This is a genomic window from Exiguobacterium sp. SH5S13 (genome assembly GCF_004337085.1).
Classification (GTDB): domain Bacteria; phylum Bacillota; class Bacilli; order Exiguobacteriales; family Exiguobacteriaceae; genus Exiguobacterium; species Exiguobacterium aurantiacum_A.
Genome location: NZ_SJUS01000005.1, coordinates 1 through 20,305, shown reverse-complemented (window position 1 = coordinate 20,305; position 20,305 = coordinate 1). Strand labels below are relative to the sequence as shown.

The following is a 20,305-nucleotide window of genomic DNA, read 5'->3' as shown; positions in this document are numbered from 1 at the left end:
GGCATAGGAGATTTTTTGCATACGAAAAGACTGCAGCGAACTGCAGTCTCGTTAAGCCCGGGTCTTCCCGAACTCGATATAGGTCGTGACCGATTTGACGTGCTTCACGACGTCTTTCTCGCGAAGCGGACGACTGAAGTAAAAGCCTTGGACGTAGTCGCACTGCTCATTGAGCAACCATTCGAGTTGGTCAGACGTTTCGACGCCTTCCATCAACACTTTCATGCCGAGGTTATGGCCGAGTTGGATCATCGAGCGGACGATCGCTTCTTGGTTGCGGTCTGTGAACAAGTTGACGATGAACGAGCGGTCGATCTTGAGCACTTGGACCGGAAGTTCGCGCAGTTGGCGGAACGACGAGTAACCAGTCCCGAAATCATCGAGCGAGATCAAAATCCCGTACTGATGAAGTTGGGCGAGCTTCTCGCGTGTCGACGCCTCGTACGACAACATCGATGATTCCGTCACTTCGAGCTCGAGGAACATCGGGTCCATGCCGGTCTCTTGTAAGATGGTTTGGAGCGTCTCGACGAAGTCTTCACGCGCGAACTGGAGCGGTGACACGTTGACCGAGAGCGTGAACGGCTTGACGCCGGACTTGTTCCACCGTACCCAAGCGAGACACGACTCGCGCATGACCCAGTTGCCGATCTGATGGATCAGTCCGGTGTTTTCTGCGATCGGGATGAATTCGGTCGGTGTGACATCGCCGAGTTCGAAATGATTCCAACGCAAGAGCGCTTCGACGCCTTCGAGTCGATTTTTCGTGAGCGATACTTTCGGTTGATAGACGAGCGTGAACTCGTGACGATCGAGTGCGTGAATGAGCGCTTTCTCGATCTCGACCGTGCGTAAAATTTGATGTTTCGATTCGTCTTCAAACTCTTTAATTTGGTTTTTCCCGATCCGTTTTGATTCGTGGACGGTGAGTCGCGCGTATTGGACGAGCTCGTCCGCGGACGTCGTGTCTTTCGGATAATGACTGACGCCGGCGCTCATCGTGAGCTCGACGGTCGTCCCGTCGATATCGAACGGCTGCGAGATCGCTTTAATACACTTCTCCGCTTTTTGTTTGGCGAGTGTGCTGCGCTTATCGAACAGTAAGATAATGAATTCCGAAGCACCGACTCGTGTCAAAATGTCATCTGGATGGATCGTGACGCGAAGACGTTCGGCGATTTGCATCGTCAATTCGTCCGTGCCGTGATGTCCGAGCATATCGCTCAAGAAACGCCAGCGGTCGATGTCGATGTAAAGACAAGCGACTGGGTCCTCGATTTGAATATGTTCCGCAAGGATGCGTTCGAGCTTGTGGCGGTTCGGCAGATCAGTGAGCGTATCGTGATACGCCATATGTTCGACGAGACGTTGTGAGGCGATCGCCTCCGAGACGTCCCGTAAAAACCAGAGCACTTGGTCCATCGTTTCACCTTTGAGCGGATAGCTCGTCACTTCAATCGTCTTATCGTCGATCTCGACCCGTCTCGGGTCATAGAACGGTTGATTGATCGTCAAGGACGAATGATAGTCTTGGAAAAAAGTATCGTCCGTCTGATCAAACAAACGATAAAACGCGGTGTTGGCGTACTGGATCACACCATCTTTCGTCGTCGTGACGACCGCATCCGTCGTCGAATCGAGAATCGTCGCTTGGATGAGTTCTCGTTTTTTTAGATGATGATCGAGCGTGAGCGACAAGAAGAAGATGACAAACAAGATGACCGTGATCGCCGTGACGAGCCAGGCGAGGAGCGACGGTTCGACGGCATTGGCGAACGGACCGTTCGCTTCGATGAACGCGAACGATGACGCGGCCATGCCGACGAAATGCATCCCGAAAATCGCGATGCCCATGAGCAGTGAAAAGAACACTTTTAACTCGAGGTCAATCTTTTGTTTGGCGTACTTCGAGTAGAAGCCGATCCATAAGGCGATAAGTGAGGCGGCGATGGCGATGATGATCGACAACATGGCCAACCATGGATCATACGAAATCGCGACGCCTTGAATCGCGTCCATACCGACGTAATGCATGCTGGCGATGCTGATTCCCATCAACAGTCCTGCACCGATCAAAGCAGGATGAGTCTTACGGCGCGAGACAATCAAGAAGCCAAAGATACAGCCGGCCATCGCAATGATGACGGACAGTAAAACGAGAGGGATCGAATATGTGACGGGGCGCAACGCCTCGTGAGCGAGCATGGCGATGAAGTGCATCGACCAAATCCCGAGTCCGAGGGTGGCACCGCCCGCCAAAATCCACATATTTTGGGTGGAGCGATTCGTCGCATTCACGCGGCGTGCCAGTTCGATGGCAGCATAAGCGGAAACGGCGGCGATAATATAAGAAAGAATCACGAGAAAGTAATTGTGACTCATCGAGTGTTCGACTACTGGTTCCATGTGTACCTCGCTAGTAAATGTGATTTTGTTGTAATTCTGATTATACCTCGGCAAATAGTAGCCGACCTATCATTTTGCTTCGTATGGTAAAAATATTTTGCCGGTGAAGTAGGCAAGTCGCTTCTAGAGTGGGTAAACTACATATAAAAGGAGGCGGAGCGCATGATCCCGACACGAAAAGAAGTCATAACGTTTATCATCATCGCGTTCGCGTTCTCATGGTTAAGCTGGTGGGGGCTCTATACGTGGACAAGCCTGCCGATTCTAGCGACCGTCTTGATCGGTTCGTTCGGACCGAGCGTGGCCGGCGGTTATATGGCGTTTCGAGAAAACGGATGGAGTGGGGTGCGGACACTGTGGAAGCGAGGCTTCGAGTGGCGGATGGCTGGTAAGTACTATGCGTTCGGCCTGTTGCTCATCCCGTTCTTATTTGTCCTCGCGTACTGGCTGACCGATGCGAGCGGTGCGTTACTGTTGAACGAACCTTGGCTCGTCATCCCGTACTTCCTCTACATGTTATTTCTCGGGGGAACGATTCAACAAGAGTATGGTTGGCGCGGGTATTTGCTCGACGCGCTGCAACTCAACAAGACGCCGCTCCAGGCGAGCCTGTTCGTCGGCGTGGTGTGGGCGGTTTGGCATATTCCGCTCTTCTTGATGACGGGCACCGGACAGGCATCCCTCCCGTTTTGGGCTTACGCCGTCGCCATTCTATCGTTTACGTTGATCATCTCGTGGTTATATAACGTCACGACGATGAACTTATGGGCGGCTTTTTTACTGCATACGACGTTTAACGTCTCGTTTGCCCTCGTCCCCTTGATCGAGCCGGGGCAGGTCTCAATCGGGTTTCTTTATTTGACGCTCTTGTTGTTCACGACGGCAATCGTGCTCGTCTGGAAGACGCACGGGCATCTCGGGTATGACCATCTCGAACAACTCGAGGCGGTGGAAGGGTCGCATCAACCGAACGTTACGGTAGGCAGAGACGCGGGTAAAGAAGGAAACGTATGATTATGGATAGAGGGAAGTGGAAATATTGAACTTTCGTCCGCTTGAACGAGATGATGTCAAACCGCTCCAGCGTTTGTTTATGGAGAGTCTGAGCGATTTGATCCGCCGGGAACAGTTTGAAGACGCTGATTTGTTGGACGAGGAAGTAGCCCGCTTGAATACGACCGTTCAAGATAGTTTGGATGATGAGACTGTCCAATTGTTTGTCGTGCTAAAAGACGACGTCATCGTTGGAACAGCGGCCATCCTTCCTCCGAACGAGATTATCACGGCACATCTCGATGTCGAGCCGGACGTACCGGAAGTCGGATGCATCTATGTGACGCCGAGTGAGCAGCGGCAAGGGGTCGGTCATTTCTTGCTTAAAAACGTGATGGACGAGCTGTTGAGCAGGGGACAGCCGATTTTTTATCTCGATGCGGGGTTTCCGACTTCCCAAACGTACTGGGAAAAACGGATGGGTCCACCTGTACTCACGATCGACCATTACTGGGGACTCGGCGCGCCTCATAAAATCTGGCGGTGCGATGTGACGCAATACAAATAGAGACCCAGCTGAACATTCAGCCGGGTCTCTTTGAATTAGTTAGATGAACGCATGAATTGATGAATGCCGGAAGCAGTCGCATCAGCCATCCGTTGACGATATGTCGTACTCGTCAGATGAGCGCGATCGTTCGCGTTGCTAATAAATCCGTATTCGACGAGCGTCGACGGGACGGTATTCTTTCCGACGACGTAAACGTTTTGATATTTCACACCACGGTTGCGGATGGTCGGGATGCGTACGCCGAGTTCACGGTTGATGGCCGCTCCTAAGTTACGACTTGCGGAGGCATAAGGATTCGTCGTGTAGCTTTCCGTCGTCGGGACGAGGACTTCATGACCGTGGTAGGCTGTACTCGGTGCCGAGTTGGCATGGACGCTTACAAAAGCGCTCCCTTTATAAGACTTTGTCAACGAGACACGCTGGGCTAAGGATAAATAGCCATCGTTTGCACGAGTCATTTTGACGTTATAGTTGTACGTGCTCGAGAGAGTGTTCGCCAGGCGCTTAGCGATGTCGAGTGCAATGACTTTCTCTTGGACAGATCCGTAAACCGCACCCGGATCGTTCCCGCCATGACCGGCATCGATGACGACGGTGCGTCCTGATCCGGTTGAAGTAGTGGGTGTCGTCGTTGTGCCCGCTTTCAAATAGCGCGCTGCGACGTAGCCGGTTTTCCCACCGTAAGAGACTTTATACCACGAGCCATACGTCCCTCGGTAAGTCACATTGCGGCCAGATGGGATGGTAAGCAATACCGTTCCGGTCGTCGAGGCACTCTTCCGCAAGTTCAAGTTGACAGTCGTTGTATAAGCTTTCGTCGAGCTTGTCGTTGTCGATGGACTTGAAGCTTTTAAATATTGTGAGGAGACGTAACCGGTCTGTCCGCCATACGTCACTTTGTACCATGAACCGTATGTGCTGACATAAGTCACTCGTTTCCCTGTTGGAATCGTCAACAGAATCGTACCTCTCGTCGAGGCGCTTTTCCGTAAATTTAAGTTGACGGTTGTCGTATAGGCTTTCGTTGAACTAGTCGTCATCGTCGAAGTGGTTGTCTGCTTCACATACTGTGAAGCGACGTACCCCGTCTTGCCACCGTAAGAGACTTTATACCACGAGCCGTACTTGCTTATATATTTGATCGTCGCGCCTGCTGGGATTGTCAGAAGGACTTTGCTCCAAGTCGCTGCACTAAGGCGAAGATTTAAATTGGCAGTTGTTTTATATGTAGTGGCCGCTTCGACACGAGTTGATTCAAATCCGGTCTGTGAAAGCTCGAGCGGGATGACTGCTGCACCAGTGAAGACGAGGGATGTGCTAAGTAAGAGTTTTAAATGCCAAGGTGTTTTTTCTATGTTCAATCGTGATTCGCTCCTTTTTCTTGAATCTTTGAAATAACGATGAAATGAAATCGTCTTCATGTCTTCGCTATTATATAAGCAAACAAGAAAAAAATGGAGATTAATATGTAAATTGTTTATCTTTTTTTAAAAAAATAGAACGATAGTCGCACCCGGAATAAAAAAAGAGACGCACAGAGGCGTCTCGATTAAGTATTAAGTTAAGCGTGGGAAATCATCAGCGAATTTTTGGATTGGAGCTTCAATTTTTGTAAGGCGTGGGAAGTCATCAGCTGCCGGTTTTACAATTGCATCAATTTTAGTCAGACGCGGGAAATCATCAGCTAGCGGTTTAAATGAACTACCTAACAGAAAAATTGCTGCTGCGATAAAGAAGATACCAGTTACTTTTTTCATGATTAAATTCCTCCGATGTGTGTTGGTTTATGTGGATAAGCTATGATCCCTAGTGTGATGTTGCTCAGTAGTCAGAGAGTGGAGATTCTAGCAATGTGTAAATTGCTTCAGATTGTTGAGCAATCCGTGATTCAAAATCTCCAATGAATTGTTGTGGCATGTTCGGCTCATACAGCTTAACTTTGTCAGACTCTTCTGTCGTAGCAGATGACAAAATTGGAACATGGGCTTCTTGACTGAGCAGTGTGCTGCAAAGAGGAGTAAATGAATTTTCGAACTGTTGGAGTGGTTCTGGTTGCCAACAGATTGATGCTTCTGGAAGAATATATAGGATGTGTCCTTCTTTCAATAAAGATAGACACTGGCTAATAACAATTTGTTGATCCTGTTCAATGTTGATATAGCCGAACTCTTGAAAATGTTTCTCATAGACTGTTTTTGAACTGCGCTTTAGAATAGAGAGAGACAGTTCAGGGCCAAGAATGTATAGCTTTTTATGAGAACGATTTTCTTGAAGCGTTCTAGCGATTAATTTTGGTAAAGCTTGATAGTAATCGATTTGAAACGCGTTGAGGATAAAGCCTTTAGATGAACGTAACAATTGGGTTAAATGCTCTAATCCCTCAAACTGATTAGTGTCAGCATAGGAATAGGAAGCTTTGAAAGAAGAAGTTTGCTTCGCCTGAAAGTAAATTCTAGGTTTAATGTAATCTTCTGCAAGTAGAAAGTTTAATTTACCCATTTCGTATATTCACCTCCGAGAATTCAAATTCCTGTTTAAAAATTTAAAAATGAATCGTTCTACCCATAATTACTGTGCTTAATTTTTCTTTGTAGTTAAATTTTATCATTAACACTGGTACGAAAGGTAAGCTATCGGTTGGGAAAACGAACCTTTGAAACATCGAATTTTCTAGGGGGATGAACAGTGATTTTCCTGAGAAATACGAATTAGCAATAAAGTATTACAATTTTCACGTATTCTTAGGACAAAGGAGCTACTACTTGAGATGGAATATAACTACGGTAACCTTATTAAAGTAGAGCGAATGCGAAGAAATATGAAGCAATCTGTCTTAGCAAGAGGAGTCTGCTCAGTTTCTTATTTGAGTAAAATCGAGAATAATCAAACTTCACCGAGTGAGGAAGTACTAGAATTAATTTTTAACAAGCTAGACATAACAGTTCCCCTTTATTTCGACTTCAGTAAACAAGTCGAAAAAATAAAAGAAGAGATGACAGATATATTAAAAGAAGCAATTTTAACCAGAAAAGATAAGGATAAAAGATCCCAAATCGAAAAATATATTTCTAATCCGGTCGTAAACCAGTCTAAAGAATTGTACATTACACTCCTCATCACTTTAGCACGATTTGATTTTATGCCTGGTGAAAAAGGACAATATTTATCGGAGATTGGTTGGATTGAAGATCAGCTTGATCATGATAATAAATTACGATATTTACTAATGCAAAGCTTGGCTAGCTTCCACGCAAATGAGAAGGAAGAAGCGTTAAGGTTGATGGAAAAACTTAATGAACAGTTAAGTACTTCGAATATTCCTGATTGGGAAATTGCAGATATGCGTTACATTATGGGGGGGCTGTACTATAAGTGTACAGATTATTTACAATCAATTGAGAATGTCCGAACTGCACTTGTTTATTTTAAAGATAATTTCTATGTGGAACGCATCATTGAATGCTATTTAATTATTGGTCTTTCCTATAAGCGGCGTAAACGGTACGCTGAATCTCTTGAGCATTATGAACGTGCTACTAAAGTAACAAGCGCGACTGATTTAAAATACTATAATGGCATGATCTACAACAATATGGGCGAAATATATTCTTTACTTGGTGATCAAGAAAAGGCCTTAAAGTTTTTTATTGAAAGTTTATCCTATAAAGTTGACCCTAAAAGCAAATTATACAGCGTTCTTTCACTGATTGAGGTTTATTCTGATCAAGAGGATTCAAGCGGGGTTGTAAATTGGCTTAAAGAAGGGTATGAAATTATAGGTGATAATAAAGGATTGGAAGAATTCGTTTATCATTTTGAAGTTTATAAAAATTGTTATCAAGAACAAGACAAACTTAGTTTGATGAACAGCCTAAAGAAAGCGGTTCAATACTTTGAGTCGTTTGACGAATATCTATATACAAACAAATACGCACTCTGGCTTGCGCGTGAGCTTCGTGAAAACGGAAAGTACAAACTAGCTACCGAGTACTATGAAAAATCCATCGCGATCATGTCGAGATGGGATTAACGCTTCCCTCGGGAGGCGTTTTTTCACGCGCAAAAAAAGAGACGCCCGAATCGTCTCTCTCATGGTGTGGTGAAATAGTGAATCGTCCAAAACGATTCATGGAGAAGTGACTCTTGTTCCGCATGCCCTGCCTGTACTTGTTGGATCAAGTGGATGATGTGCTTTTGCAAGTTTGAATCGTGGGAACCGCTGTGGAGGATATGATCCTCGTTCGCGATGATGTAAAAACCACCTAAGCGAAGCGGGATGTGGTTTCTCACGATTGATACGGCAATCTGGAGTTCGGTTTGTCCACCTTGAAGTGGAACGTTTAAATCAAAACGTCCCCATTGTTTAAAGTCGCCTAACTCTGAAAACGCGGGTGGGTCCTGGTGATCCAACTTCATGACCTCCAATCGTGTGTCTCTCTTCTTCCTTAGTATAACTTCTTTTCTATAAAAGACGTGTAAAAATATTGGTGTGGGTATAACCGACTGAACGAATTCTGTTCCGTTGCTATTGTTTTTCTATATTATGCCAAAAGATTCCTTTATTAAAAAGCAAAAGGCGGTGGAAAAACACGATCGGCTTAAATGCCAATCGTGTTCATTGATGAACCGCTTCTTTTAAAGTTGGTAATTCACAGATGAACGTGCTGCCTTCACCGTAAATCGATTCGACGTGTAGGTGGCCTTCGTGTGCTTTAGTGATTTCCTTACAGATGGCAAGGCCAAGCCCGGTCCCGCCGATTTTACGACGGTCCGAATTGTCGACACGATAAAATTTTCCGAATAAGTTCGGCAGAGCGGACGAAGGGATGCCGATCCCGTTATCGCGTACTTTTATGACGACTTGATCGTCGATCCGTTCGAGCGAGACGAGGACGTTGCCGCCTTCTGGTGAGTATTTGATGGCGTTGCTGAGCAAGTTGCCGAGTAGTTGTTGCATCCCGCCGAGATCTGCCTCGATATGAAAATCTTGGGCCGAGTCGGCGTCGAGGTGAATGTGGTGCAGGTCGGTCGTCTCTTGATAGAATGTGATGCTGTCACGTGCTAGTGTATACAAATCGACATGTTCCCACTCGAACGTCTGTTTTCCGGCCTCCATCTTTTGAAGGTCGAGGAAGTCGCTGACCAAGTAGGAGAGGCGTTTCGCCTCGTCATGAATCGTCTTCAAATACAATTCGCGGCGGCTGTCTTTCAAATTACGTTCGAGCATCAATTCTGTGAACCCGTAAATCGATGACAGCGGCGTCCGTAATTCATGAGACACGGTCGAGACGAGCTCGGACTTCATTCGGTCGATTTCGGTTTCGGCCGTCACATCACGTAAGACGAGCATCGTTCCGTGAAGCGTCTCGTCCCGGTAAATACTCTCCGCATACACTTGGAGGTGACAATCCCCCTGGTCAAGCGAGATCGAAAGTCCGTCTACCGGAGGGTCTTGGTTGAAGACGCGTTCGATATAGTCGATGAACAACTCACGTTGGTCGACGCGTTCGGCCAACTGTTCGATATCGATCGAGACGGTGGCCAATTCCTCATAGCCTTTGTATTCGAACTGAAGCTCATCGAACATGCGCACGAAAGCCCGGTTACCGACGACGGTCTGTTCTTCATAGTTCAAGTAGAGGATCGCTTCGCGCACCGAGTTGATCAGTTGGGCCGTCTCTTTCCGGTCTTGTTGCATCTGACTGTAAAGGCGCGTCCGTAGCAAGGAAATCGCTAATTGATTCGCGAACGCGTTCAATTCCGACTTTTCGCTCGCATCGAACTGTTCGTCATAACAAGCGAGATAGAGGCACCCGATCATCGTGCCGTCAGACGGATCCTTTACCGGGATGGCCGTCTCGTGGATATAGTAAGGATAGTTGTGAACATCGTCGGCAATTTTTTTCGACGTCGCCTCGAGTGCTTGTGAGGTCATGGTACGTTGTAATAGATATGATTTTTCGATTAAGCTCTCTTGTTGTTCCTCGGTCATTCCGTTTGGGACGACCGAATGGATTTCTCCGTCTTTGACGAGCAGCAACGCGCCGAATTCTGCTTGGGTCAACGAGACGATTTTTTCGATGACCGACGAGTAATCGAACAGCGATTCCTTTGAGGCGAGCACTTCAATTAATTCGTTTCGGGATTGTAGTTTGATCTCGTTTTGTTTTGATTCCTCGAGCACTTTTTGCATCTCTTGTTGCTTCGTGTGCATGTTTTCATTTTGAGCAGACGTCCGTTTAATGAGCGGTCGCCCGATTAATAAAATAGCTCCGATAAACATGGCTAACCCGACTACCCAGATCCAACGTAGCGACATCAGTTCGCTTGACGAGACAGTCCCGTCTCGAACGAACCAAGCTCCGATCCCGGTCAAGACGAGGCTGGCGATACATACTCCGTATAAGATGCGGAGTATTTGGCGACTGTCCAATTGTTCAACCCACTTGCTCATAATTCTCTCTACTTCCTTCCATATCTAAAAACCACTTCACTTCATTCATTCATCAAATAATCGAAATATACATAAAGAGAAATCGTCTGATTTTTCTTTTTATCTAATTAATATATCTAGACAGATTTACCCCTAATTTAATGATCCTACACATTCCGATGCGCTTACGTTTGACATCGTCCATTCGAAACAGCTAGCTTGAAAGTAACAATATGATGAAAGAAGAGGTGGGCTATGTTATCAATCGATCCGACTGCATTGACTGAACGAGACACGTATAAATTTTTAATCGGGAGCATCGTCCCGCGGCCGATTGCTTTTGTGACGACGCGCAACGGTGATGTCATCAATGCTGCCCCGTTCAGTTACTTTAATATCATCGCGTCAAACCCTCCGCTCGTCTCGGTGTCCATCCAACGGAAAGACGGCGTCATGAAAGATACGGCTCGGAATGCAGTTGCGACGGAAGAACTCGTGATTCATATCGTCGATGAGACGAACGTCGCACTCGTAAATGAGACGGCGGCGAACCTAGGGCCGGAGGAAAGTGAGCTCGACCGGACGACGTTCACGCTCGAACCGAGTGACGTGATTGAAACGCCGGGTGTCAAAGAAGCGAAGATCCGGATGGAGTGTAAACTTCATCATCACGTTCCGATTGAACATGACGGAAAAGTGACGGCCGATGTTTTAATCGCCCGTGTCGTCCGTTTTCATGTCAATCCCGAATTGTATCAAGCCGGGCGCGTCGACCTAGCGCAATTGGCACCGATTAGCCGTCTGGCCGGCGATTTTTATGCCAAAATCGGGGAACAGTTCGAGATTGAACGACCTAAATAATCTGGCAGGCGCCCGCTCGTTTTGGAGAGAGGGCGCCTGTTTTCGGGTAAAGAACGGAAAGCCGATTCGCACGAGGTATTTCTTTCATTCAAGCGGCTCAATATGTCACAATAAAATCAGAACATTCGAATTTCGGAAGAGACAGGAACAAGAGAAAAAGGGGAGTCGGCCATGTCTTATCGTCCAGCCATTCAATCGATCATCACCGCCATTGAGACGGTGATCGTCGGAAAAGAAGATGTCATCGCGAAAAGTTTGACTGCTTTGCTTGCCGGAGGTCACGTGCTGTTAGAAGATGTCCCGGGTGTCGGGAAGACGATGCTCGTCCGTGCGTTCAGCCGTGCCATCGACCTTAACTTTAAACGCGTTCAATTCACTCCAGACATGCTCCCGTCCGATTTGACGGGCATCTCGATGTATAACCAAAAGACGAAAGAGTTTGAATATCGTCCCGGTCCGCTTATGGGAAACATCGTCCTAGCCGACGAGATCAACCGGACGTCACCGAAGACGCAGTCGGCGCTCTTAGAGGCGATGGCGGAGCGCAGTGTGACCGTTGACGGCGAAGTGAAGATTCTTCCGTCGCCGTTCTTCGTCATGGCGACCCAAAACCCGATCGAGCATGAAGGGACGTATCCGTTACCGGAAGCCCAACTCGACCGTTTCCTTCTCAAAATCGAGATGGGCTATCCGTCATTCAATGAGGAGATTGCCTTGTTGACCCGTTTCGAGAAGGCAGAACCGCTAGAAGCGTTGCAAAGTGTCATCTCGAAAGAAGAAGTGGAACAGATGCAGCGTGAAGTACGCGACGTCCACGTCTCGAGCGCGGTCAAGCAGTATATCGTCCGCTTGATTCATGAGACGCGGAACGACCCGTTCACATACCTCGGCGGAAGTCCGCGGGCGACGCTCGCTCTAATGAAAACGGCTCAGGCGTGGGCATACATCCATAACCGTGATTTCGTCTTACCGGATGACGTCAAGGCGCTCGCGGGAAGCGTGCTCGGGCACCGGGTATTGTTGACGGCGGAAGCGCGCTATAAAGGGAAGACGTCAGAGCAACTCGTCAAAGGGTGGCTCGACACACTTCCTGTCCCGATGGATCGCGAGGTCAAGGAAGTATGAAAAATTGGATGAAGCTGTTCCTCGTCTGGGCGGCGGCATTCGGACTTTATGCGTTCGCTCGCATCGAAGGGAGTATCGTCGCGTCGACGCTATGGTGGTCATTTTTCGTCTTGACCGTGTACTGGACGCTGTTCATGGTGTATCCGGTCACGGCGGCGAACGTATCTCGTCGCGTCACGACAAAACGCCTCGTCTCCGGGCAGACGATGGACGTGGCACTTCGAATCGAACGGAAGTACCCGTTCCTCGTCGGTGTCGTCACGCTCGAAGAGACACCGCCACCGCGCTTGGCCGAGGTGACGGATCCAATCGTGATCCCGGTCGATCGTTTCTTTCGACGCAGTGAGACGGTCCATTATGAAGTGGAACACATTAAACGTGGCATTCATGTGTTTGACCGGACGCTTTTTCACGTGCGTGACGTCTTTGGGTTATTCGACCGTAAACGGACGCTTCGGATTGAGACGGTCGTCGAAGTCTCCCCGGCTGAACTTCCTTTCGATTTGCCGCGCGATGAACACGTCGGCGGACGGGGCGAGCAATATCGGCGCACCCGGACATATACCGAAGTCGCCAACACGACGAGCGGTGTCCGTGAGTATGCGGCCGGAGACCGTATCGGCCGGATCGATTGGAAAGCGTCGGCCCGTCGAGACAACTTGATGACGAAGACGTTCGACCAAGAGCAAGAAAAGAAACTATCGCTCGTATTCGTGCCGTCGGCTTCGGCCGGGCATGAGGAAGCGTTCGAACGTTCGCTATCACTGCTCGTCGGGGCGATTCGGCAACTCGAGCGCAAAAACTTGCCGTTTGAACTGTACGTCATCGAAGAGCAAGTCCGCTTGTTCCACTTGCCGGACCAAAGTGCCGAGCTTGGGCATTATCTGTTGACGGCGACGCCGGAACCGGAAGGCCGTCTCGTCGAGCGGGTCAAGCGCAACTTGCCGCAAGAGACGGGCAACTTGATTTTGATCAGCCCGTTTGAGACGAAATGGGTGCGCGAACTCATGCATGAGACCCAAGGTAGCTATCATCTCTATACGGCGAATGAGGTGACGACATGACCGAGTGGGTGAAGCGAATTGTTTATACGGCGCTGGCCGCTTACTTGTTGTCATTTTGGGTTGAACCGATCGTCGGAAGCACGACGTTTGATGTGAACTGGCCATTTTTATTTTTGCTGCTCGTGCCGATGTTTGCGAGCCTGCTCCCTTGGTACGGCTTTATCGCTGTCGTCGTCCTCAACTTTTTTACTGTCCTCTACATTTATCACGGCAGTTTGCTCGACTGGTTCGGGCTATGGCTCGACGACTTGACGGGCGTATTGAGCGGGGCGCTGCCTGAAGAAGCCATTTTCTTCTCGGCGATGGCGCTCATCGGTGTCTTGTTTGCCATCTTGGTCGGCCGGACGTATCCGAGCTACGGCTTCGTTCTCGGAATGATCGTGTCGACACTTGGGTTGATGGCGTATTTTGACACGTGGACGCTCTATGATGGTGAAAGTAACATCCTATTCGCCATCTTGGCATCGCTCTTCCTCTTGTTCGTGACCGATGTGGCGAAGCGTCCGAGCAAATCGCTCGTCCGTTACGTCAGCATCGGCCTGCTCGCGGCGGTCGTCATCGTGCTCGGCAGTGTGTCTCCGACAATCGAAGGGGACTGGTCCGATCGGGTGACGACGAGTTTCCAAAACGCTTTGAACGAGGGCGGTTCAGGGAGCGGCCGCGTCGGTTACGGCGTGAACGACGAACAGCTCGGCGGTCCGTTCGAACAAGATGACGGCATCGTCTTCATCGCCCGTGGTGTGCCGGCCCGCTATTGGCGCATCGAGGCGAAAGAGATTTACACGGGTAAAGGATGGGTCGAAGCCCCTGTCCTCGATTCTGACTATAACCGGGGGCAACTCGTCGACGATGAGGTCGATACGACCCCGGAGCAGGCGTTGCTCCGATTTGACCGCCGCCAGTCGTTCGTTCCGTATGGCGGGGAGTACCCGCAGGCGGCAGAGACGGAGAGTGGGAAGGAGTTCCTCGTCGGAGACATCGAAGAGTCGTTCCCGAATGAGACAATCCACATTCGACCTTCCGGAAAAATCGTATTCGATAATGACGGACAAGTGACGCCGGAGACGATTCAGTTGCGATACAGCGTTCCTGCATTTACAGAACAACAACTCGAACTGAACGAACCGGTGATGACGTTGACGGATGAGGAACAACAAGCCTATTTGCAGTTGCCGGAAACGCTACCGGACCGGGTCCGTGATTTAGCGGTCGAGATTATGGCCGACAGTGAGAACCCATACGAACAAGCTCAAGCGATCCAAGCCTTCTTTCGGTCAGGTGAGTTCCAATATGATACGGAAGATGTGGCGACCCCGGAAGGTGAGACCGACTATGTCGACCAGTTCTTGTTCGATACGCTCGTCGGGTATTGTGATAACTTCTCGACGTCAGCTGCCGTGCTCTTGCGGGCGAACGGTGTACCGACACGATGGGTGAAAGGCTTTACGATGGGGGATACACGCGGAGTCATCCAAGGTGAGGAAGAATATACGGTCCGAAACCGCCACGCCCACTCGTGGGTCGAGTATTTCGTGGAAGGGGCTGGTTGGGTGCCGCTCGAGGCGACGATCAGTTTCTCTGACGCCAACTTGTTGCAAGTCGAGACGGAATCGGGCATCCGAGCAGATGATCCAGTGGCGAACGACCCTCAGGCGAACCAAAACAATCAACAGACGAACCGTCCGCAAGAAGACTTGGCGCTCGACGACGTCGCGACAGGTGAGACGGCGACCGAGTCGTGGAACATACCGGTTTGGGCTTGGGTGCTCATCGTGTTCGCAGTCGCCTTGCTCGTCTGGAACCGCAAGTCACTCGAACGGTTGATTATGGTCCTCTGGTGGACGAGACGTCCGCTCAATGAACCACGGCTCGTGGCGATGCATCGTTATCTCGTGAAACGGCTTCGCGGCGCCGGATTTAAAGTTGAGGGCCGGACGCCGTCCGAGCTCGCGGCCGAAGTCGATGCGTACTACGAATCGGACGAAATGACGCGCCTGACGCGCTTGTTCGAACAGAGCCTTTACGCCGATCAAACTCCGAATTCAAAATATAAAGAATATTGGAAAATCATGATTCGCCGAATTATGAGTTGAAGTGAACGGGTGCATACAGTAAGATAGACGCATTAGTTAGACAATTGAACAAAGCATTCCTTCGTATATACTCGCGAATTGGCGCGAGAGTCTCTACCGGACCACCGTAAATGGACCGACTATGAAGGAGCACGTTTCGTATACAGAAAAAAGGGCGTGCTTCTTCTTCGGTTTGGTGAATCCGTGGGAGAGGCTCGCTCTTTTTTTGAGATGAAGGCAGAAAGGTGGAGGTTTTGTGAAGATAGAACAAGAAATGATTTTGGTGCTCGACTTTGGAGGACAATACAATCAGTTGATCACACGCCGAGTGCGTGACCTTGGGGTGTACAGTGAGCTTCATTCCCATAAGATGACCGCTGCCGAGATTCGTGAACTTGCCCCGGCCGGTATTATTTTCTCGGGCGGACCGAACAGCGTTTACGCGGAAGGTGCGTACCGCTGCGATCCAGAAATCTTTGAACTCGGTATCCCGATCTTTGGGATCTGTTACGGCATGCAGCTGATGACGCATCACTTTGGTGGACGCGTCGAACGTGCGGCCCACCGCGAGTATGGGAAAGCGACGCTGTTCTCGACACCTGAAGCATCTGCCCTTTACACAGGCTTGCCAGTTGAGCACACGGTTTGGATGAGCCACGGTGACCTCGTCATGGAAGCACCTGAAGGGTTCATCGTCGATGGGACGAACCCGTCTTGCCCGGTCGCCTCGATCAAAAACGACGACCTCAAAATGTATGGTGTCCAGTACCATCCGGAAGTACGTCACTCGGAGTACGGCAACGACATCTTGAAAAACTTTATCTATGAAGTGTGTGGTGCCAAAGGCGAGTGGTCGATGGAGAACTTTATCGACATCGAAGTCGAGAAGATCCGCGAGATCGTCGGCGATAAACAAGTCCTCTGCGCCTTGTCTGGCGGTGTCGACTCATCTGTCGTCGCAGCACTCGTCCATCGCGCGATTGGAGACCAGTTGACGTGTATGTTCGTCGACCATGGTTTGCTCCGGAAAAACGAGGCGGATAGCGTCATGAAGACGTTTGCTGACGGATTCAACATGAAAGTCATCAAAATCGACGCGCAAGAACGCTTTATGGCGAAATTAGCCGGCGTCTCTGATCCGGAACAGAAGCGGAAAATTATCGGCAATGAGTTCATTTACGTGTTTGACGAAGAAGCGTCTCAACTCGTCGATATGGACTTCCTTGCCCAAGGGACGCTTTACACGGATATCATCGAGAGCGGTACCGACACGGCGCAGACGATCAAGTCGCACCATAACGTCGGTGGCCTGCCTGAAGATATGAACTTCACGTTGATCGAGCCGCTCAACACGCTATTTAAAGATGAAGTACGGGAACTTGGGACAGAACTCGGTCTTCCTGAATACATCGTTTGGCGTCAGCCGTTCCCGGGACCGGGTCTTGGAATTCGCGTCCTCGGTGAAATCACGGAAGAGAAGCTCGAAATCGTCCGCGAGTCTGATGCGATCCTTCGCGAAGAAGTGAAGAAGGCTGGACTCGAACGTGATATCTGGCAGTACTTCACCGTTCTCACACCGATCCGTTCGGTCGGGGTCATGGGTGACGAGCGGACGTACGACTATGCGGTCGGCGTTCGTGCCGTGACGTCGATTGACGGGATGACATCGGATTGGGCGCGCATCCCTTGGGACGTGCTTGAAAAGATTTCAGTTCGAATCGTCAATGAAGTCAGTCACGTCAACCGTGTCCTGTACGACATCACATCGAAGCCACCAGCGACAATCGAGTGGGAATAAACTTGAGCAGAGGAAACCCCTCTGCTTTTGTCTAATTCCGAACATTTAACGAAAAAATATTAATAAAATCCGTCATTTTGTTGACATTCAATTTTAACGCTGATAAGATAAAAACGTTCTTATTCATATCCGAACAATCAAATTAAATTTTGCCGTATAATATCGGGAATATGGCCCGAGAGTCTCTACGAAATCACCTTAAATGATTTCACTACGGCGAGACATATATAAGGGGACGTCTGTCCCTGTATGTTTCGCGTGGGGTCCTCGGTCATTGATCGGGGACCTTTCTCGTTTTACGGCGAGCCAAGGAGGAAAACCAATGAGCACACAGCTCAAGCAAGAACCGAAACATCAACCGTCAGAAAGCCGGATCGAACGTCACTTCCAGTTGAATGAACTTGGAACGAACGTGAAAACCGAACTCGTCGCAGGATTCACGACATTCCTCGCGATGGCGTACATCTTGTTCGTCAACCCGAACGTGCTCGGGGCTGCTGGGATGGACATGGGTGCCGTCTTCGTGGCAACCGGTCTCGTCGCACTTATTGGATCGGTCACGATGGGGCTATTCGCCAACTACCCGATCGCTATCGCGCCAGGTATGGGGCTTAACGCCTTCTTCGCCTACAGTGTCGTCATCGGGATGGGCATCCCGTGGCAGACGGCGCTCTCGGGTGTTCTCGTCTCAGGATTGTTCTTTATCGTGTTAACACTTTCAGGTATTCGTGAGACGGTCGTCAATGCGATTCCGGCTCCGCTTAAAATGGCGGTCGCCGCTGGTATCGGATTCTTCATCGCCTTCATCGGATTGAAAAACGCCGGTATCGTCGTCGCCAACGAAGCGACGCTCGTCGGTCTCGGTGCACTCGGTACAGGGACGACGCTTCTCTCGGTATTCGGTCTTGTCGTCACAGCGCTTCTCATGGTCCGAAACGTTAAAGGTGGTATCTTCATCGGGATGCTCGCGACAGCAATCGTCGGAATGATCTTCAACCTCGTCCCGACACCGACGGCGATCTCGGATATCGTCTCGATGCCGCCGAGCATGTCTTCAACGTTCGGTCAAGCATTCATCAACTTTGCGGACGTGTTCACGGTACAAATGCTCGTCGTCATCTTGACGTTCTTCTTCATCGACTTCTTCGATACAGCGGGTACGCTCGTTGCGGTCGCTCGTCAAGCGGGCATCATGAAAGACAACAAAGTACCGCGTGCGAGTAAAGCACTCATGGCTGACTCGACAGCTACAGTCGCTGGTGCGATTTTCGGTACGTCGACAGCGACATCTTACGTCGAATCGTCAGCGGGTGTGGCTGCAGGTGGCCGTTCTGGATTGACAGCAGTATTTGCGGGTCTCTTCTTCGGACTAGCACTCTTCTTCTCGCCACTTCTCGCAGTCGTCACGTCGGCAGTCACAGCCCCGGCGCTCATCATCGTCGGTGTATTGATGGCGTCAGCACTTCTCGATATCGATTGGAGAAAGCTTGAGATTGCGATCCCTGCGTTCATGACGATTCTCATGATGCCGCTCACTTCATCGATTGCGACCGGGATTGGGCTCGGGTTCATCCTGTATCCGCTCATGATGATGGCGAAAGGGAAGGCGAAAGAGGTTCATCCGATTGTGTACGGAATGCTCGTCATCTTCCTCGCATACTTCATGTTCTTGCCACACGCTTAAATGGCTAAGGCCGACTCGATTAGGAGTCGGCCTTTTTGTATGCAGTGTTTTCTGGCAGGAACGGATCATACATCGTGAGTGCGTGGTTTTCAGTGATGAACTCATTGCGTAGCAGTGTGCCGTCCTGTGAAATGACTTCTCGGAAAATTTGATTGTGCCGGATTGTCCCGCTCCACCACTCCTTTGTGAAATGGTGGTTTTGTTCGTATATTTTATAACTGACGGCCGGCGGGATGTCGGATCGCCATTCGCCGACAAGTTCATCTCCTTCTATATATAGAAGCAATTGATACGTTTGGGTTGTCTGATTCATAATTTGCAGATCGAGATAATTGTATGAACATGTCGCCCCGCTGCCGAACGGTTGGTCGCGTCTAGAGTCCGGGAATACATCGTAACTGTGCCGATAACGTTCGGTGACGGTGAGTGGGCTGTGCAGTGTGATCCAGTAAATCAAATTCGAAAGTTGACATAGGCCGCCCCCGACACCGGTAGTGACTTTGCCGTAGTGAAGGATCATGCCGTCGACATATCCTTTCCGTTTCGTCGGCCGCCCGATTGATTTCCAGTAAGATAATACTTCACCAGGGTGGACGATCAAGTTGTTAAGTTGCTTGATTGCGATGTTCAGGTTGATCACTTTGTTTCGTTGCATTTCCATATCGACATCACGGAGTCTTCTGTATAAAGGTGTGCGATGGGTGTGGATCAAATGAGGTAACGGCGCTTTACTTTTAGTGGACGCATAGTGCTTCTCGTCCGTCATCCATTCGAGACTTCGTTTGAGCGTATATGCTTGTGTCCCAGCCTAGATACGTAGGGGCGACCTGTGTTTTGGTTGGAGTTGCTGCATGTTGTGGCCACCTTCTGTGAATGAGTATAGGGAACGTATTCGAGTAGCGGAGAGTGATTCCTTCTTTAATGAAAAAGAGAAGAGAAATTTTTCTGAAGTTTTTTTAGAATAATGCTTGCCAGGCAGTTTGGGGGATGATATAGTTATCTCTGTTGCCAACAACGCTTTCGGAAAATGAGAAAAAAGTTGTTGACATGATTTAAAAAGAAATGTTATTATCATTTAGTCGCTAACGGCGACAGACGAACTTTGAAAACTGAACGATGAGGCAAAAAAAGTTTTACAAGTTTTGATTGAAGCGCAAGCTTCGTCATTTTCAAGAGCTATATCAAATTCTTTGGAGAGTTTGATCCTGGCTCAGGACGAACGCTGGCGGCGTGCCTAATACATGCAAGTCGAGCGCAGGAAATCGACGGAACCCTTCGGGGGGAAGTCGACGGAATGA

At 49.3% G+C, this 20,305-nt stretch carries 15 protein-coding genes, 1 rRNA gene, 1 pseudogene and 2 riboswitches; of the genes and pseudogenes, 10 read left to right on the top strand and 7 right to left on the bottom strand.

The genetic code is table 11. The features are described 5' to 3' along the window. Positions 1–51: 51 nt before the first annotated feature. Positions 52–2,406, bottom strand: a complete 2,355-nt coding sequence (locus tag EVJ30_RS04415; protein ID WP_236635544.1) for a bifunctional diguanylate cyclase/phosphodiesterase — start codon at positions 2,404–2,406, stop codon at positions 52–54. A gap of 162 nt (positions 2,407–2,568) precedes the next feature. Here EVJ30_RS04415 and EVJ30_RS04410 point away from each other — a divergent pair, with 162 nt between their 5' ends. Further along, entirely contained in the window at positions 2,569–3,420 is an 852-nt protein-coding gene (locus EVJ30_RS04410) for a CPBP family intramembrane glutamic endopeptidase (RefSeq protein ID WP_131458900.1), read from the top strand. A 16-nt stretch (positions 3,421–3,436) separates the two neighbouring features. After that, positions 3,437–3,967 (top strand): GNAT family N-acetyltransferase, encoded by a 531-nt coding sequence (locus tag EVJ30_RS04405; RefSeq protein WP_236634150.1) that lies wholly within the window; start codon positions 3,437–3,439, stop codon positions 3,965–3,967. A gap of 35 nt (positions 3,968–4,002) precedes the next feature. Here the strand turns inward: EVJ30_RS04405 and EVJ30_RS04400 are convergent, their stop codons facing one another. The 3 genes from EVJ30_RS04400 to EVJ30_RS04390 form a co-directional block, all read right to left on the bottom strand. Further along, complete coding sequence (locus EVJ30_RS04400; protein ID WP_236635982.1) at positions 4,003–5,331, bottom strand: N-acetylmuramoyl-L-alanine amidase family protein; 1,329 nt, start codon at positions 5,329–5,331, stop codon at positions 4,003–4,005. Positions 5,332–5,526: 195 nt separating this feature from the next. Further along, entirely contained in the window at positions 5,527–5,727 is a 201-nt protein-coding gene (locus EVJ30_RS04395; protein WP_035386619.1) for a hypothetical protein, read from the bottom strand. A 64-nt stretch (positions 5,728–5,791) separates the two neighbouring features. Then, on the bottom strand, positions 5,792–6,469 hold the full coding sequence (locus tag EVJ30_RS04390) for a hypothetical protein (protein ID WP_131468138.1): 678 nt from the start codon (positions 6,467–6,469) through the stop codon (positions 5,792–5,794). Positions 6,470–6,737: 268 nt separating this feature from the next. Here EVJ30_RS04390 and EVJ30_RS04385 point away from each other — a divergent pair, with 268 nt between their 5' ends. Next, positions 6,738–8,000 (top strand): helix-turn-helix domain-containing protein, encoded by a 1,263-nt coding sequence (locus tag EVJ30_RS04385; protein WP_131468136.1) that lies wholly within the window; start codon positions 6,738–6,740, stop codon positions 7,998–8,000. 59 nt (positions 8,001–8,059) lie between these two features. Here EVJ30_RS04385 and EVJ30_RS04380 read toward each other — a convergent pair whose 3' ends face one another. Continuing rightward, positions 8,060–8,380, bottom strand: coding sequence for a hypothetical protein (locus EVJ30_RS04380; protein ID WP_131458895.1), 321 nt, complete (start codon positions 8,378–8,380; stop codon positions 8,060–8,062). A gap of 205 nt (positions 8,381–8,585) precedes the next feature. Continuing rightward, positions 8,586–10,424, bottom strand: a complete 1,839-nt coding sequence (locus EVJ30_RS04375; RefSeq protein ID WP_236634179.1) for an ATP-binding protein — start codon at positions 10,422–10,424, stop codon at positions 8,586–8,588. A 234-nt stretch (positions 10,425–10,658) separates the two neighbouring features. Here EVJ30_RS04375 and EVJ30_RS04370 point away from each other — a divergent pair, with 234 nt between their 5' ends. The 6 genes from EVJ30_RS04370 (at position 10,659) to EVJ30_RS04345 (ending at position 19,007) form a co-directional block, all read left to right on the top strand. Further along, entirely contained in the window at positions 10,659–11,264 is a 606-nt protein-coding gene (locus EVJ30_RS04370) for a flavin reductase family protein (protein ID WP_131458893.1), read from the top strand. A 171-nt stretch (positions 11,265–11,435) separates the two neighbouring features. Further along, positions 11,436–12,389: an AAA family ATPase gene (locus EVJ30_RS04365; RefSeq protein WP_070329107.1), complete on the top strand. Its 954-nt coding sequence runs from the start codon at positions 11,436–11,438 to the stop codon at positions 12,387–12,389. Further along, positions 12,386–13,453, top strand: coding sequence for a DUF58 domain-containing protein (locus EVJ30_RS04360; RefSeq protein ID WP_131458892.1), 1,068 nt, complete (start codon positions 12,386–12,388; stop codon positions 13,451–13,453). The genes EVJ30_RS04365 and EVJ30_RS04360 overlap by 4 nt, the downstream gene beginning before the upstream one ends. Beyond that, positions 13,450–15,546, top strand: coding sequence for a transglutaminase domain-containing protein (locus tag EVJ30_RS04355; protein WP_131468132.1), 2,097 nt, complete (start codon positions 13,450–13,452; stop codon positions 15,544–15,546). The genes EVJ30_RS04360 and EVJ30_RS04355 overlap by 4 nt, the downstream gene beginning before the upstream one ends. A 41-nt stretch (positions 15,547–15,587) precedes the next feature. Then, a riboswitch (purine riboswitch) is annotated at positions 15,588–15,688 on the top strand. 111 nt (positions 15,689–15,799) lie between these two features. Next, a complete protein-coding gene (guaA, locus tag EVJ30_RS04350; RefSeq protein WP_070329119.1) occupies positions 15,800–17,323 on the top strand; it encodes a glutamine-hydrolyzing GMP synthase in 1,524 nt (507 codons plus the stop codon). Positions 17,324–17,455: 132 nt separating this feature from the next. After that, a riboswitch (purine riboswitch) is annotated at positions 17,456–17,557 on the top strand. 88 nt (positions 17,558–17,645) lie between these two features. Further along, positions 17,646–19,007, top strand: coding sequence for an NCS2 family permease (locus EVJ30_RS04345; protein WP_131458890.1), 1,362 nt, complete (start codon positions 17,646–17,648; stop codon positions 19,005–19,007). Between the two features lie 19 nt (positions 19,008–19,026). On the opposite strand, the pseudogene EVJ30_RS04340 reads toward EVJ30_RS04345, so the two are convergent. Continuing rightward, positions 19,027–19,860 (bottom strand): annotated as a pseudogene (locus EVJ30_RS04340) (VanW family protein). 334 nt (positions 19,861–20,194) lie between these two features. On the opposite strand from EVJ30_RS04340, the gene EVJ30_RS04335 reads away from it, so the two are divergent. After that, positions 20,195–20,305: ribosomal RNA gene (locus tag EVJ30_RS04335) — 16S ribosomal RNA — on the top strand; the annotation flags it as partial.